The organism is Actinacidiphila cocklensis, assembly GCF_907177275.1.
Taxonomy (GTDB): Bacteria; Actinomycetota; Actinomycetes; order Streptomycetales; family Streptomycetaceae; genus Actinacidiphila; species Actinacidiphila cocklensis.
The window spans coordinates 16,796-32,036 of the sequence record NZ_CAJSLV010000048.1 but is presented as its reverse complement, the minus strand read 5'-3'; the positions used below and the strand labels follow the sequence as shown (position 1 = coordinate 32,036).

The 15,241-nt window shown below is 71.9% G+C and carries 11 protein-coding genes, 3 tRNA genes and 1 pseudogene; 6 read left to right on the top strand and 9 right to left on the bottom strand.

The genetic code is table 11. The annotated features are described in order from the left end of the window. Positions 1–112 precede the first annotated feature (112 nt). The 3 genes from NFU81_RS11155 to NFU81_RS11145 all read right to left on the bottom strand — a co-directional run bounded on the left by NFU81_RS11155 (position 113) and on the right by NFU81_RS11145 (position 3,833). A complete protein-coding gene (locus tag NFU81_RS11155; protein ID WP_251488237.1) occupies positions 113–1,849 on the bottom strand; it encodes an ABC transporter ATP-binding protein in 1,737 nt (578 codons plus the stop codon). 103 nt (positions 1,850–1,952) lie between these two features. Further along, positions 1,953–3,467, bottom strand: coding sequence for an FGGY family carbohydrate kinase (locus NFU81_RS11150; RefSeq protein ID WP_251488236.1), 1,515 nt, complete (start codon positions 3,465–3,467; stop codon positions 1,953–1,955). Positions 3,468–3,536: 69 nt separating this feature from the next. Continuing rightward, the gene (locus NFU81_RS11145; protein ID WP_251488233.1) at positions 3,537–3,833 is read right to left on the bottom strand and encodes a YtxH domain-containing protein; all 297 of its coding nucleotides are present in this window, start codon (positions 3,831–3,833) and stop codon (positions 3,537–3,539) included. 187 nt (positions 3,834–4,020) lie between these two features. Here NFU81_RS11145 and NFU81_RS11140 point away from each other — a divergent pair. The 3 genes from NFU81_RS11140 to NFU81_RS11130 all read left to right on the top strand — a co-directional run bounded on the left by NFU81_RS11140 (position 4,021) and on the right by NFU81_RS11130 (position 4,402). Continuing rightward, positions 4,021–4,093: transfer RNA gene (locus NFU81_RS11140), tRNA-Asn, on the top strand. 4 nt (positions 4,094–4,097) lie between these two features. Next, a tRNA-Asn gene (locus tag NFU81_RS11135) sits at positions 4,098–4,170 on the top strand. 155 nt (positions 4,171–4,325) lie between these two features. Further along, a tRNA-Ile gene (locus NFU81_RS11130) sits at positions 4,326–4,402 on the top strand. A gap of 462 nt (positions 4,403–4,864) precedes the next feature. On the opposite strand, the gene NFU81_RS11125 is transcribed toward NFU81_RS11130, so the two are convergent. Both NFU81_RS11125 and NFU81_RS11120 read right to left on the bottom strand, forming a co-directional pair. Beyond that, entirely contained in the window at positions 4,865–5,410 is a 546-nt protein-coding gene (locus tag NFU81_RS11125) for an NUDIX hydrolase (protein WP_251488229.1), read from the bottom strand. A gap of 8 nt (positions 5,411–5,418) precedes the next feature. Next, a pseudogene (locus NFU81_RS11120) lies at positions 5,419–6,087 on the bottom strand (adenosylhomocysteinase); the annotation flags it as partial. A gap of 13 nt (positions 6,088–6,100) precedes the next feature. Here NFU81_RS11120 and NFU81_RS11115 point away from each other — a divergent pair. The 3 genes from NFU81_RS11115 to NFU81_RS11105 all read left to right on the top strand — a co-directional run bounded on the left by NFU81_RS11115 (position 6,101) and on the right by NFU81_RS11105 (position 9,344). Next, positions 6,101–6,580 carry a DUF1877 family protein gene (locus NFU81_RS11115; RefSeq protein ID WP_251488226.1) on the top strand — a complete coding sequence of 160 codons (480 nt, stop codon included), beginning with the start codon at positions 6,101–6,103 and terminating at the stop codon, positions 6,578–6,580. Between the two features lie 150 nt (positions 6,581–6,730). Then, a complete protein-coding gene (locus NFU81_RS11110; RefSeq protein WP_251488224.1) occupies positions 6,731–7,915 on the top strand; it encodes a tetratricopeptide repeat protein in 1,185 nt (394 codons plus the stop codon). A 499-nt stretch (positions 7,916–8,414) separates the two neighbouring features. Continuing rightward, a complete protein-coding gene (locus NFU81_RS11105) occupies positions 8,415–9,344 on the top strand; it encodes a ricin-type beta-trefoil lectin domain protein (protein ID WP_251488220.1) in 930 nt (309 codons plus the stop codon). Positions 9,345–9,626: 282 nt separating this feature from the next. Here the strand turns inward: NFU81_RS11105 and NFU81_RS11100 are convergent, their stop codons facing one another. The 4 genes from NFU81_RS11100 to NFU81_RS11085 form a co-directional block, all read right to left on the bottom strand. Further along, positions 9,627–12,356, bottom strand: coding sequence for an alpha/beta hydrolase family protein (locus tag NFU81_RS11100; RefSeq protein ID WP_251488218.1), 2,730 nt, complete (start codon positions 12,354–12,356; stop codon positions 9,627–9,629). Positions 12,357–12,373: 17 nt separating this feature from the next. After that, positions 12,374–12,562, bottom strand: coding sequence for a hypothetical protein (locus NFU81_RS11095; protein ID WP_251488215.1), 189 nt, complete (start codon positions 12,560–12,562; stop codon positions 12,374–12,376). Next, the gene (locus NFU81_RS11090) at positions 12,559–14,469 is read right to left on the bottom strand and encodes an amidase (protein WP_251488212.1); all 1,911 of its coding nucleotides are present in this window, start codon (positions 14,467–14,469) and stop codon (positions 12,559–12,561) included. The genes NFU81_RS11095 and NFU81_RS11090 overlap by 4 nt, the downstream gene beginning before the upstream one ends. Before the next feature lie 475 nt (positions 14,470–14,944). Further along, positions 14,945–15,232, bottom strand: a complete 288-nt coding sequence (locus NFU81_RS11085; RefSeq protein WP_251488210.1) for a trypco2 family protein — start codon at positions 15,230–15,232, stop codon at positions 14,945–14,947. Positions 15,233–15,241: the final 9 nt, after the last annotated feature.

Below are 15,241 nucleotides of genomic sequence, written 5' to 3'. Positions count from 1 at the left end.
GGACCGCCAGAGCCGGAGCCGCCGGCGCCGTCGGGGCCGCCGCCCTCCGCGGGGGCGCCCTTGCTCAGCGGGTCGTCGCCGGCGCTGCCACCGCCCTTGCCCTCCTGGCCGCTCATGCCGCCGCCTCCTGCTCGGTCAGCTGGGACAACACGATCTCCCGGTAGGTCTCGTTCTCGGCCATCAGCTCGGCATGCGTACCGGTGCCGACGACGCGGCCCTCGTCCAGTACGAGGATCCGGTCGGCGTCACGGATCGTGGACACCCGCTGGGCCACGATCACCACCGTCGCCTCCGCGGTCTCCGCCGCCAGCGCGCCGCGCAGCGCCGCGTCGGTGGCGTAGTCGAGCGCGGAGAAGGAGTCGTCGAAGAGGTAGATCTCCGGGCGCCGCACCAGCGCCCGCGCGATGGCCAGCCGCTGCCGCTGCCCGCCGGAGACGTTGCTGCCGCCCTGCGCGATCGGCGCGTCGAGGCCGCCCTCCAGCTTCGTCACGAAGTCCCTGGCCTGCGCCACCTCCAGCGCGTGCCACAGCTCCTCGTCGGTCGCGTCGGGCTTGCCGTAGCGCAGGTTCGAGGCCACCGTCCCGGAGAAGAGGTACGGCTTCTGCGGCACCAGGCCGACCGTCCTGGCCAGGAGTGCCGGGTCCAGCTCCGCCACGTCCTCGCCGTCCACCAGCACCCGGCCGCCGGTCGCGTCGTACAGCCGCGGGATCAGGCCGAGCAGCGTGGACTTGCCGCTGCCGGTCGAGCCGATCACCGCGGTCGTCTCGCCGGGCCTGGCGATCAGGTCGACGCCCCGCAGTACCGCGGCCTCGGCGCCCGGGTAGGCGAAGTCGACGTTGAACAGCTCCAGCTCGCCGTGCCGCCGCAGCGTGGTGATCGGCGCCTTCGGCGGGACGACGCTGGAGGCGGTGCCGAGCACCTCCTCGATGCGCTCGGCGCACACCTCGGCGCGCGGCACCATCATGAACATGAAGGTGGCCATCATGACCGACATCAGGATCTGCATGAGGTAGCTGAGGAACGCGGTCAGCGCGCCGATCTGCATCCCGCCGCTGTCGATGCGGTGCGCGCCGAACCACAGCACCGCCACGCTGGAGATGTTCACGATCGCCATCACGGCCGGGAACATCAGCGCCAGCAGCCGCCCGGTGGCCAGCGACACCTGGGTGACCTCGTCGTTGGCCTTGCCGAAGCGCCGCTGCTCGTAGTCGTCCTTGACGAAGGCCCTGATCACCCGGATACCGGTGATCTGCTCGCGCAGCACCCGGTTGACCGTGTCGACCCGCTTCTGCATGGTGCGGAACAGCGGGCGCAGCCTGCGGATGATCAGGCTGACCGCGACGCCCAGCACCGGCACCACGGCCAGCAGCAGCGACGACAGCGGCACGTCCTGGCCGAGCGCCATCACGATGCCGCCGACGCACATGATCGGCGCCGAGACCATCATCGTGAAGGTCATCAGCACCAGCATCTGCACCTGCTGGACGTCGTTGGTGGTGCGGGTGATCAGCGAGGGGGCGCCGAACTGCCCCACCTCGCGGGCCGAGAAGCTCTGCACCCGGTCGAAGACGGCCCGTCTGATGTCCCGGCCGACCGCCATCGAGGTCCGCGCGCCGTAGTAGACGGCACCGATCGCGCACACCACCTGCACGACGGTGACGCCGATCATGGTCGCGCCCATCCCCAGGATGTAACCGGAGTCACCCTTGACCACACCGTTGTCGATGATGTCGGCGTTCAGGGTGGGCAGGAAGAGCGCGGCGATCGTCTGGACGAACTGCAGCGCGACAAGCACGCCGATGGGTCGCTTGTACGGTCCCAGGTGGGACCGCAGGAGTCGGATCAGCACACTTCTACCTCGGGTCGGTCGGCTCGGCTGGGACGGCCCGGTCCGGCTGGTGCCCCCGACCGGCGCGCAACACTATCCTCAGGCATCCCCCGGCTGCACATGATTAAAGCGAGGCAAAAGCTCCCGGGTGGGTCTGTTCGCGCACAGCGATGTACTGCTGGCGCACCGCCGAGCCGACCGCCGCGCCGCCGCCTCCGCTGCTCCTGCCCTCGGGGCTGCCGTGCCCGCCGTGGCCGGTGCCCTCGGCCGGTTCGCCGTCGGCCGGGTCGAGCAGGACAGCGCCGGGCATCGGCCAGTGCGGGGGCTCGCTCTGCGACTGCGAACCGAGCACCGCGCCCAGCGACCAGGCAGCCTGCCGGGCCGCGCCGATCGCCGCGTACTCCGCTGCCGGCGGCACCACGACCAGGGTGCCGAACAGCGCGGGCGCCAGCGCCTGCACCGCGGGCAGTTCGGCCGCCGCGCCCAGCAGGAAGACCCGGCGGACCTCCACGCCCTTGTTGCGCAGCACGTCCAGCGCGTCGGCAAGCCCGCACAGCATGCCCTCGAAGGCCGCCCGCGCCAGGTGCTCGCGCTTCATCGACTCGCGCCGCAGCCCGGTCAGGGTGCCCGCGGTGTGCGGCAGGTCGGGGGTCCGCTCGCCCTCCAAGTAGGGCAGCAGCACCAGCCCGTACGCCCCCGGCGTCGACTGGAGCGCCAGCTCCGACAGGCCCGCCAGGTCGGTGCCCAGCAGTTCCGCGGTGCCGCGCAGGGTCCGTACGGCGTTGCGCACCTGGACCACCGGGAGGTGGCGGCCGGTCGCGTCGGCGAAGGCGGTGACCGTACCCGTCGGGTCCTTCAGGGCCTCGTGGTGCACCGCGAAGACGGTGCCGGCCGCGCCCAGCGAGACCACCGCGTCGCCCGGGCCGAGCCCGAGGCCGAGGGCCGCGGCCATGTTGTCGCCGGTGCCGGCCGAGATCAGCAGGCCCTCGGGCGTCTGGCCCGCGGGCTCCGCGGGCGCCAGCACGTCGGGCAGCGCCACCTGGTGGCCGAGCGCCAGCTCGACCAGGTCCTTGCGGTACTCGCCGGTCGCCGCCGACCAGTAGCCGGTGCCGGACGCGTCGCCGCGGTCGGTGGTGCGGCGGGCGGGCTGGCCGAGCAGCTGCCACACCAGCCAGTCGTGCGGCAGCATGACCTCCGCGATGCGCTTGGCCGCCGCCGGTTCGTTCTGGGCCAGCCAGCGCAGCTTCGCCACCGGGTACGCCGCCTGCGGCTGCGCGCCCACCGCGTCGGCCCAGCCCGCGGCCCCGCCCAGTTCCTGCATCAGGTCCGCGGCCTGCACCTGCGCCCGCTTGTCCCCGCGCAGCAGCGCGGGGCGCACGGTCACGCCGCCCGCGTCCAGCGCGAGCAGCCCGTGCTGCTGCCCGGAGATCCCGATCGCCTGCACGCCTTCGAGCACCCCGCCCTTGGCGGCCTCGCCCAGCGACAGCAGCCACGCCTGCGGGTCGATCTCGGTCGGCTTCTCGCCGTCCGGCACCTCGTGGGGTGCGTACCCCTGCCGCAGGACCTCACCGGTGTCGGAATCGCATACGACGACGGTGGTACCCGCGGTGGAGCTGTCTATACCGGCCACTTTGCCCATAGGGGCGATGATGCCGTACCGGGCACCCGTCGCGCCTCACGGTTCGGCGTCCTCCGGTCTCCCAGGGGCTCAGGTGTTCGAGGTGCCCCAGTCGTCGTCGGGGCCGCTGCCGTTGCGCAGCGAGCGCACCTTGTCGGCCAGCGCGTCCGGCAACCGTGGCCCGACCTTCGCCGTCACGGTGTCCGCGGCCTTCCCCGCCACCGTCCTGCTCTGCTGCGCGGCGGACTCGGCGGCGTTGCGTACGGCGGGGTTCTTGGCGAAGCGCTGCGCGGCCGCCGCCAGCTGGTCGTACCGCTCCCGCCCCGCGCGTGCGCCGATCACGAAGCCGAACGCGGCTCCCATGATGAACGTCAGCTTGTAGCGCATGGCTCCACCTTTCCTCACCGGTCTCGTCGCACCGCGCCTGTGCTCGGCGCCTACCCTGCGCATCCGGATCACAACCCCGGGGCTAACGGTTGGCGGAGCACCCCCTCACTTGCGCTAATGTATGTGTCGCACCGACCGAGCGCCTTCCGGGACCACCCGGGCAGGTGCATTCGGTGCACGAGTGCGATCCCCTGTAGCTCAATTGGCAGAGCAGCCGGCTGTTAACCGGCAGGTTACTGGTTCGAGTCCAGTCGGGGGAGCTGGTCCCCTGTAGCTCAATTGGCAGAGCAGCCGGCTGTTAACCGGCAGGTTACTGGTTCGAGTCCAGTCGGGGGAGCGCAGGATCAGGACCCTTCGGGGTCCTTTTTCGTGCCCGGGGGAACCAGCCGCCAGGGCCTGCGAGTCCACCGGATGACGGGTCTGTGACCCACGAGGGCGACAGATCGTATGAGCGGCTATGCTGCGGCAGACGGCGCGCACGCCACGCCGTACGGGGCGGTAGCTCAGCCGGTTAGAGCAGCGGACTCATAATCCGCCGGTCGTGGGTTCGAGTCCCACCCGCCCCACCACGGCCCGATCGGGGTCAGCTCCGTGACCGGTGCCGGAGCGCCCGGGGCGCCGGCGCCACCGATGGCCACACCTCCGAGTGATCGTTGGCCGGCCCCCTGCCGGCCCGGGAGGTCGGCGATCTTGTTCCCAAGGGCCGAGCTACCAACGATCCCTGGAGTAGGCCCTCCTGGGCGCCGACAGGGCCGCTCTCAGTGGCTGCTCCGGCGCGTCGCACAGGGCCCTACCAGCGGGAAGCTGTCCCGGAGTGCGTGCGGCCACCTCATGGGTGAGGAGAGGGGCGACGCGCCCCTCGTACTGCCCCCTCGTACCGGAAGGACTCACCGAAGCGATGTACACGACGGTCTGCCGCTGCGGCGGCGCCATCTCCCGTGAGATCGCGAGGGCTGGTCAGCGCCCGCCGGGGTGCCTGCCGCCTACACGGGGGCGACAGGCGACCGGGGTCGTAGCAGCCGGCTGAAGGGTCAGGGCGTAAGGGCGAGCAGGCGGCTGCGCAGGGGCTCGGCGGTGATCATGTCGGGGAACGTCCACGAGTAGTCGGTGACCTCCTCGGCCTGCAGGCCGGTCACGTCGGCTGTGGTGCGGAACAGGAACCGGAAGTCGAAGTGCTGATGGTCCGGCTCACCCTTGGCGGGGTTGGCCGGGATGGGGTGCACGTCGATGTGGAGCGGCACTGTGCCGTCCGGCACGACCTGAGCGGGGTCGATGCCCGTCTCCTCCGCCAGCTCCCGCAGGGCGGCGCCCCTGAGGGTCTCGTCGGGGTCTTCGAGGTGCCCGCCCGGGAACAGCCACTTCCTCAGCGCCAGGTGCTCGATCAGGAGCACTCGCCCGTCGGGGCGGAGCAGCAGCGCTCCGGCGGTGACGTGGCCCCGGTACTCCCCGCGCCCGACGATGTGGCCGCCGGCCTCGTCGAGCACCTCGGACAGGACGGACAGGGAGTCCTTGTCCAGGGGGCGCTGGTCGAGGTAGGCGGTGAGGGTGTCGCGGACATGCTGCTCGGTGATCGGCATGGGTCTCCTTACCGGTTGAAGTAGTTCAGCCACGTGTCGGCGATGACGCGTCGGTCCGCGGCCGTCGCTTCGTGCATGCCGCTGGCGAGGTCGCCTCGGGCGAGCATGCGGATTCCCGCGAGTATCTCGGCCTGCACGAGGAAGATGAACGGCCCGACGCTGGCGCCGTGCAGGAAGTTGACGGCGTTGCCGCCGTTGAGCAGGTAGAAGTAGTGGCCGGTGGTCTGGTACCGGGTGACGTGGTCGCCGTCGCGGGCGCACTTGTAGACCTCGGGCAAGCCGGCCAGGTCGAGTTCGTCCTCGCTGCTGGTGACCGTGGCGACGTAGGCCCCGTTGCGGAGGGAGGAGAAGTCCTCGCCGCGCAGGGATATCGAGCCGGTGGCGCACAGCACGAGGCCGGCGTTGCGGAGGGCGGAGTCGCGGTCGCGGGCGACGGTGAATCCTTGGCTGAGGGCTTGGGCGTGGCGGATCGGGTCGATGTCGTACACGGTGACCGGGACGCCCTTGGCGTGGAGCAGGCGGGCGATGCTGGAGCCGAGTTTGCCGAAGCCGAGGACGAGGGTGGGGCGGCCGTGGAGGATGTCGCCGCGGCCGCGCATGAGCGCTTCGGTGGAGAAGACGACGGACTGGCCGACGAGGAAGTCCTCGGGGTCCTTGAGCGGGGAGCGGGCCACGGACTGAGGAGTGGTGATGCAATCGCTGGATATGCGCAGGGTTCCGGCAGACGAATTGGAACGTGGGATCGCCGTCCTGGAGGACGGATTTTCGGCAACCCTGCAGAACGAGGTGTTTCGCCGTGAGCGTGCAGCCGGCACCCTCTGCAGTCTCGGCGAGGACTGGACCCGGATGAACGTACTGCTCACCGGTGAGGACTTCCCCGACGGGCTCGCCTCGCTTCCGGTCCTCGGCGGCGTGCACGTGGCAAGCTTCAACAGCCAGGTCGACATCATGACCTGGCTGGACGCCGACCGTGTTCGCGAGGCCCACGCATATCTGGACGGCATCGACTTTGACGATTGTTTCGAGCGGCGGCGTAAGCAGTTGGTGTACTTCCCCGACGACGTCTCGTACCTCTCGACGGAGCTGCGCCGCCTCCTGGGCGACATGCAGCGCTTTTACGCCCTCGCCGCGGCCGCAGGCGAGGCGGTGGTCAAGCGGGTGTACGAGTGATCGTCCGACAGGCCGGATGACTGCGGACGAGCGTCTCCACATGCGACCGCCTTGTCCCGGGGGGCCTTGTGGTGGGGGAGTGTGCGTGGGGTTGTTGCGGAGTCGATAGCCTCGCGTGATGCCCGGCCGGTTTGCGAAGGGGGAGCAGGGATGGGAGTGCTCGCGGGCGTCAGGCTGCGTGCCCGGCGCGGCCGGATCGACATCGGTGCCGGGGTGGCACGTAGTGAGCGCTTGATCGCGCAAGGCCGCCCCGAAGAAGGTGAAAGCGCCTTGCGGGAACTGCTCACTGCATGCGAGACCAAGCTGCGCCCTGACGATCGTCGATGGGTGTCGGTCCGTCTGGCGTTGGGCACGGCTCAGCTCGCGCTGAACCGCCCCCAGGAGGCGCTGCCGATCGTGACGACGGCTCTGGCGGAGGCCGAGCGCCATCGTGGGACCCAATTCGCCGTGATCCCGCCGCTGCGGAGCCTGGTCGTCTTGGTGTCGGTCCTCGCCGGGCGGCATGCTGAGGCGGCCGATGCGGCGAAGCGTATGGAGCAGGCCTATGGCGGCGGCCGCGATCTCGAAGTGCTGCTGCCCCGCTACCACTTGCGGGGCAGGTGGTTGCAGAACCTGGTGCTGTACTGCACCGGCCGGTTCCGCGAAGGGCTCGACGCGGGCAGTGCGCTGCTCCCGGACATGATCGCCGCGCTGGGGGCCGACCACACGGATGTCTCGCAGCACCGGCTGTTGCGGAGCGCCCATCTGGCCGCGCTCGGACGAGCCGGCGAGGCCCTGGCCGAGTGCGAGACGGTGATCGCCACCGAGGCGAGGCTGGCCGCAGCCGGCCGGCCCGACCCCGGGGACCGATACGACGCCTACGAGCAGTTGGCCTGCTGCCTGCTGGAGGCCGGCCGGCCGCAGGAGGCGGAAGAAGCCGTACGGCGAGTGCTGGCCGAAGCCGAGGACCTCAAAGGCCCCTACAGCCACCACGCCGGGGTGCTGCGGCGGGCACTGGCCGCCGCGCTGATCGCTCAGGGACGCTACGAAGCCGCCCTGCCCCTGCTCGACGGGCCTGCGGTCTGGGGATGCTACGACGCGGGCCGGCACCAGATGCTCCTGTCCGAGGCGTTGCACGGTCTCGGCCGGACCGGGCGGGCCGAGGCCGCCGCGAACGAGGCCCTTCAGGCCGCCACCGTCCTGTTCGCCCCAGGCCACCCCCGTGTCCTTCAGATCCGTACCCTGCTGGCCCGTATCCGCGCCTCCCCCGCAGAGATGCGTACCGTGGCCGCCGACTGGGCATCACACCTCGGCCCCGACCACCCCGGCACCCGCGCAGCCCGCGAGGCCTGCTGACGACCCGATCATCCGGCGGGGTGCCGACGGCCTGGAGGCACCCTGCCGCTCCGGCGAGCGGCCAGCCGGTGACCTCCTCCGCCAGCAGGCCGGTCAGGGTGTCGTGGTCGCCGTCACGGGCGTACTTGCAGTCCTCGGACAGTCCCGCGAGGTCACGTTCGTCCGCCCTGCGGGCGCCGTGGCCGGCGGGGGCCGCCCAGCCGCCCCGGGCACGCCCGGCCGGGAAGGCCGGCGCTTTGTCCCTACCATTGACGTGCTCATGGCTATAACGGCGACAACCTGCCGACGCTCCAGGCGCTCGGCATCAGCCACGAGCCGAGCCCGTGGATGGGCGACCGCGACCTGTTCCAGGTGATGCCGTCCGCCGCCGGGGGCGCCCCCGACCTGAACCGCGGCAACCGCGGACGGCGGCTCGCTCGGCGCGCACTTCATCTCCAACAGCTGGGGCACCGGAGACAGCGCCGGCAACGCCGATTCCTCCTACAACCACGCCGGTGTGGTGGAGGTCGCCAGTTCCGGAGACGACGGCTACGGGACGAGCTTCCCGGCCACTTCCCGGTACGTGATCGCGGCCGGCGGCACCTCGTTGAGGAAGAGCTCCGGTACCGGGCGGGGCTGGTCGGAGGCGGCGTGGTCAGGCGCCGGTTCGGGCTGCTCGTCGTACGAGGCCAAGCCGTCCTGGCAGCACGACACCGGCTGCTCCGGGCGGAGTGTCTCCGACGTCTCGGCGGTCGCCGACCCCGGCACCGGCGTCGCGGTCTACGACACCTACGGGCAGGGCGGCTGGTTCGTGGTCGGCGGTACCAGCGCCTCGTCCCCGCTGATCGCCGCTGTCTACGCCCTGGCCGGAGCTCCCGCCGATCCGGCGGCCTCGGTCGTGTACGCCCATGCCGGAAGCCTCAACGACATCACGTCGGGCTCCAACGGTTCGTGCAGCGCGTCTTACCTGTGCAACGCGGGAGCGGGCTACGACGGCCCGACCGGCCTGGGAACACCCAACGGTCTCGGAGCTTTCAGCGGAGCCGGCGGCGGCGGCGGCTCTTCCGGCAGGACCGGCCCGGTGACGTCCGGGGTGGCGGGCAAGTGCCTGGACGACTTCGCGGGCGCCTCGGCGAACGGCACCAAGGCTGATCTGTGGGACTGCAACGGCACCCCTGCCCAGCAGTGGACCAGCAATGGCAGCACGTTGACCGTCAACGGCAAGTGCCTGGACATCACCGGTGCCGCCACGGCGAACGGCTCTCTGGTGGAGCTGTGGGACTGCAACGGCGGCGGCAACCAGGTCTGGCAGCCGGGAGCGAACGGCAGCCTGGTCAACCCGGCCTCCGGCAGGTGCCTGGATGACCCCGGCTTCAGCACCACCAACGGCACGCAGCTCGACATCTGGGACTGCGACGGCGGTGCCAACCAGCACTGGAACCTGCCCTAGCGGCGCGCAGCCCCTTCCGGGAGAGCGGATTCCGGCCCCCGAGATCCGGCCGACATGAGTTCCGGTAGGTAACAGCGCCACGAGAGCCCCGGTCGTTCCCGACCGGGGCTCTCCGCCGTGCGGGGAGCGTCCCGGCTACTGGCCGGCGTCGGCCTCCCGCTGGGCTGTAGCGCGTTGTTGACGGCCGGGCCTTGTCCGCCGGTGAGCGGGTGACCGCTGGTACCGACGCATGGTTGCGGCGCCCCGCCCCCGCCGTGGGGGCGGGGGCGGGGCGCCGGGGGGTCAGTGGTGGCCGTGTTGGTAGGGGGCGCAGACGTCGCCCTGTGGGGGGACGGGCGGGGCGGGGGCGGCCGTGCCGGTCACGCCGTCGTCCTCGCGGACGGTGATGGTTCCGAAGTCGTGGTCGCCGAGGACGGCGCCGCTGGAGTTCGAAACCGCGATCTTGAACGACGTGGTCGGCGTCGCGCCCGGGAGGGAGTCGCCGGTCATCGGGACCTGGACCGCCCGGCAGGTCGTGCCGGGCGGGAAGGTGACCTGGCTCATGGCGGGGGCGAGCGCGCCGGTCGCGCTGCCGAGCACCGTGAACCAGGCGCTGACCGGGGTGGCGCTCGGGCGCGAGAGGTAGACCGCGACCTGGTCGGTGGCCGGACCCGAGCCCTCCTCCACCGCGGTGGACGCCACGTTCACCGTCGACCGCTGCCGGGAGTGCGGTGTGCCCAGCGCCTTGGTGTCGAAGCCCAGGTCGGACAGGTACGCCCCGCCCGAGGTGCTGCCGTCGGCGCCGACCGCGGGCGCGAAGCCGACCGAGGCGACGCGGCGCAGGTCGAGCCCCGCCTTCCGCAGCGCGGAGGTCGGTACGTGGACCTGCTGGAGCACGATCTTGCCCAGCGTGGTCGAGGTGCTCGCCGGCATCCGGTCCACGCCCCACCTGTTGAGGGCGGAGACCGGGGAGCTCCACCGGTGCCCGGAGGCGTCGGTGACCGAGAGCGTGAGGTCGGTGCCGGTGGTGACGCTCTCGTCGGGTGACATGCCGACGGTCATCTCGTCGTAGCGCGACACGTCCCGCCTGCCGGGCGGTACGGCGACGCTCACGCCGCCCTGCGTGCCGGTCCAGGTCAGGTGGGTCATCGGGTTGAGCGGCACGTTCGGGGCGTAGTTCGCGGGCGTCCAGTACGGCACCTGCTGCTTGGCCAGGGTGCTGCCGGGGTTGGTGCAGGCGGGCAGCGCCTCGGGCACCGTGCGCCCGTACATGTTGGCGCAGACGCTGGCGGCCACGTCGCCGGTCGCGGTCACCAGCGGCGAGGCGGCCTGGAAGGTGGCGATGTCGCTGCGCGAGGACTGCGGCTGCTGGGCGACGGTGCGGACGTCGGCGTAGCCGGACACCGACGGCGGCTCCTGGCCCGAGCCGTCGAACATGCCCTGGAAGCGGGCCTGCCGGCCGAGGCTCGCCTCGAAGAAGCCGGCGATGTACGCCGATCCGACCTGGTACTGCTGGGCCGCGGTCAGACGGATGTTCTGGCCGGAGGCCAGCGCGGTGGCGCTGGTGCCGCAGACCGGGTCGTCGGCCTTCGACCAGTCGTCGGAGGCCGCCGGATAGGGCGGTGTCCAGGAGGAGTTGTAGAAGTCGTGGTCGGTGCCCATCACCCAGATGTCCGAGCGCTGCACGTCGTCGGCGAAGGTGCCGTCGCGCGAGTCGGCGTAGAAGTGCTGGCCCTGCTGGTCGGAGACGTCGCCGTCGCAGTACGGCAGCAGCGTCGTGGTGACGACGTCGGGCAGCGTGGCGCGGGTGAAGTCGATGGGCGCGAGCGCGAAGACCGACTTGATGCTCCACGGGTGCGGCAGCGCCTCGTTGAGGGTGGCCGCGGTGACGACGCCCTCGCCGCCGCGCGAGTGGCCCATCAGGCCGATGCTGCCGAAGTCCATGGTGCCGGCGAGGCCGCCGGCGGTGAGGGTGCCGCCCGGGTACGTGGTCCGGCCCGCGGCCAGCGCCTGGTCGAGGGTGACGTCCCGGTCGGTCGCGGCGTCGTGGTAGCCGACCGTACGGCCGCTGTCGGCGGCCTTGAGCATCGTGAGGGTGTCCAGCACCAACTGGCCGCGGGTGGCGGCCCCGTCGTCGGGCGAGAGCTGGTTGTCGTTGGCGTTGACCGCGTTCGCCGAGATCGACACGACGGTGTAGCCGTCGGCAGCCAGGGCCTCGCCGGCACCGTCGTAGCCTGCGTAGCTGAGGATGGGCGTGGTGCCGGCCGGGCAGGGCCAGCCGCTCGCGCCCTTGAGGGTCGTGGTGTTGTAGCAGGCGCTGTGCCGGCCGTGCAGGAAGATCACCAGCGGGTGCGGGCGGTGGTCGGCCGGGAGGTAGATCCGGCCCTCCAACTCGCCGCGTATGCCGCCGATGTCGGCCAGCGGGATCGACTGGGCGCCGAAGTCGTAGTCGGCGACGGTGTACTTGCCGGTGCCGACGGTGGTCGGGTCGGCGGTGGTGCTGCCGCTGCCGCCGGGCGCGACCGGTGCGGGGCGGCCGTGCGCGCGGGCGGTGTCGAGGGTCTTGCGCCAGGACCTGAGCTGGTCGGCGGCGGAGGTCAGCGAGGTGGGTCCATCCGCGGTGCTCCGGCCGCCGGTCGACCACTGCCAGGCGATGGACGACGCGTCGGCGACCGCGGGGTCGGTGGTCGTGGCGGTCAGCGTACGGCCGTCCGCCGACTCCGCCGCGGGGCCGAGATCGGCGCCGTCCGCGAGGAGTTCGGGCACGTCGTCCCTGACCGGCAGTGCGGTGTCCAGCCGCAGCGAGACGGTGTACCCGGCGGCGGCACGTGCCACCGTCCAGCCGTCCCCTTCGGCGACCACGGCCGGAGCGGGCGATCCCGGGGCCGCCGCGGCGGCCGGCAGGGCGGCGGCCGTCGACCCGCCGATCACCAGGAGTCCCGCGGTCAGCGCGGTGAGCGGGCGGCGCAGCGGCCGCCCGGATATGCGTCGGTTCGCGCGTGCGGTGCCGTTCCCGAGTGCGGTGCGGTTCACGTGTGCGGTGCCTCGTCTCACTGGTGCGGTGCCCCGTCCTGCCGCGCTGCGGCCTGGTCGGGGTCGTCGCCTGCGTAGGGGTAGAAGGCGGTTCCGAGCTTGGGGAGCCAGCCCACGGTGGCGACCGGCGAGGTGCCGTCCCCGGGGTGCTGCGGGAGCAGCCCCGCGTTGATCACCGGCTCCCAGCCGACGGTCAGGAAGCTCATCGCAGCGCCTCCTCGGCGACCAGCGGGTCGTTGGACAGCTCGGGCGGCGTGGCCGGCTCGGCGGAACGCAGCATCCGCGGCGCGACCTTGGCGGCGGTGGTGTCCGGGTCGGGCGGCGCCGCGTTGTGGTACTGCGGGAAGTGCTCCTGGTAGTCGATGGCGGCCTGCACGATCTGCGGCTCGCTGAACCGCGGCCCCCAGAACTGCGCGGCGATCGGCAGGCCGACCGTGCTGTCGTAGCCGACGGGGAAGGAGACCATCGGCCAGGCCAGGGCGTTGGGCAGCTGGTAGTAGGCCCGGTAGACCGGGAAGCCGCCGCCGGTGCGCAGGCCGATCTGCGCGCCGAGCGAGAAGACCAGCATGAAGTCGACGCCCGCGGCGTCCAGCGCTGCCTGGTAGTTGGCCTGGAGGGTGCGGCGGCGGTGCTCGCCCTCGACGCGGACGGCGGCCGGGACCTGGCCGGCGAACCTGCTGGCCGACTCGAAGGAGGCCGCCGTCTCGCCCGGGGCCTTGCGGCCGTACTGCGCGAGCAGCGCGGCGGCCTGGTCGGCGGGGCGGGTGGCGGCGAAGTCCTTGACCGCGTCCCAGTAGCGGATCTCGTACCGGTTGGGGCTGAGCACCGCGGAGGACGGCGAGACCGGCGAACCGTCGACGGTGGCGAGCACGTCGGTGCTGGAGAAGTACGGGTCGTTGGCGGGCACGGTGACGTCGAGGCCGGGGAATTCCTTCACCGTGGCGCCCAGCGAGGTGAGTTGGTCCTTCAGGCGGGTGAAGGCGGCCAGGTGGTCGGCGTCGTAGGTGTCCTGCGGCGAGGTGCCGGTCTGGATGCCGCGGCTGGTGCGCATCCAGTCGGTCTGCGGTATCCCGATGGTGGTGCCGGCCAGCGGGCTGCGGCCCTTGCGGGCGGTGAGCGGCATGGCGGGGAAGGGGTCGGGGGCGGACAGCGTCAGCGGGTCGTTCGCCGGGTCGGGGCCGAGGATCACCGAGAGGATCAGCGAGGCGTCGCGTACCGAGCGGGCGATCGGGCCGAGCACGTCGTAGCCGGGGGAGAGCGGCATCAGCCCGGCGACCGAGGTGGTGCCCAGCGACGGCTTGATGCCGCTGGCGCCGTTCGCGGCCGAGGGCATCATGATGGAGCCGCCGGTCTCCTCGCCGATCGCGGCCGCCGCGAGCCGCGCGACCGGTGCGACGCCCGAGCCCTGGCTCGAACCGCCGGGCACGTACGCCTTGTTCCACGCGTTGCCGGCGAAGGTGCCGGTGATCGAGCCGGAGAAGGCCGAGGCGACGGTGTGGCCGAGGATCACCGCGCCCGCCTCGCGCAGCCGGTGCACGGCGGTGGCGTCCCGCAGCGCCGCGTTGCCGTCGAAGGCGTGGCTGCCGTCCTTGGCCTCAAGTCCCTTGACGGCGACGGAGTCCTTGACGCCGAAGGGGATGCCGAGCAGCGGCGGAAGGTCCTCGTGCGTGTGCCTGGCCCTGGCGAACCGGGCGTCCGCGGCGGCCGCCTGGGCCAGCGCGCCCTCCCGGTCGATCCGCACGAACGCGTTGTAGAGGCCGTTGTCGCCGTAGGTCTCGAAGGGGCCGTTGAACCGGTCGATACGGTCCAGGTACGCCGTGGTGACCTGGACCGCCGTGACGACGCGGGCGCGCATCAGCGCGGCCAGTTCCACCACTTCGTAGTCGACGAGGCGGGACCGCTTCTTGATGGCGGAGACGGCGGGCAGCGCGCCGAGCAGCCGCGCCGCCGCCGAAGGCACCGAGTCCGAGCCCGGGTCGGCGGCGGCGGGCGTCGCGACGGCCGCCGAGACCGCCGCGGCGCCCGTCACGGCGGCGGCGCCGCCCAGCACGGCCCGGCGGCTGAAGCCGGTGGCGGGGGTGGCTCCTGGGGATGTGACACGTTCTTCCGGCATAAACGGCTTTCCTGTCCTCTGCATGGTGAAGGAAAAGGATGAGCGCGTGGGGGGGAATGGCGCCTCTTGCAGGGATTTTAGGCCCTGGATAATGCGCCGGGAAGGCCGTTGAAGCGATATCAGTTCATCCTGAATCTAGTTCAGCTGTTTGTTTCGTGAGGTCGCTCGCGAGGTGAATTCCGGATCACGCGGAAAGGGGCCGGAACCCGGCGCAAACGGCCATGGGTGCCCAGGGGGGAGCCCGCTGACCTGGTCTCGAAGAGGTGTTTGAAACAAAAACTAAATGTGTTGCGGGCGGGTGACCTGGCGGGCGGCCGACACCACACCCGCCTCATGGGGCAGGCGGGTTGCCCTGTGTATCCCCGGCCGCAGGGCTTATGCCGTCTGCCGGTCCGGAATCCGCGTTTCGACCCTCACGTGAGGGAGCGTGTTATGGGCGGCGGAAGTCGCCTGCCGCAGCCGAGGGGCCAGGGGGTCAGCGGCCGACGCTGAGGCGGCCGGACTCCATGTGCGGCTGCAGGTCGACCTGGATGCGGTGGGTGGTGCCGCGGTCGGTGGAGCCGCCGACGTTCGCGGTCACCACGCCGATGCGCAGCCCGCCGCCCGCGGTGCCCTCGCGGCGTACCTCGACGGTGAACTCGACGCTCACCTTGTCGACGGTGAAGCCGATCGCCTTGCCCTCGGACGCCGCCCGCGCCTGCTCCAGCTCGGCGCGGATCTGCTCGATGACCTCGGCCAGGCCGACGAAGGACGACGATTCCACGGCGGTTGC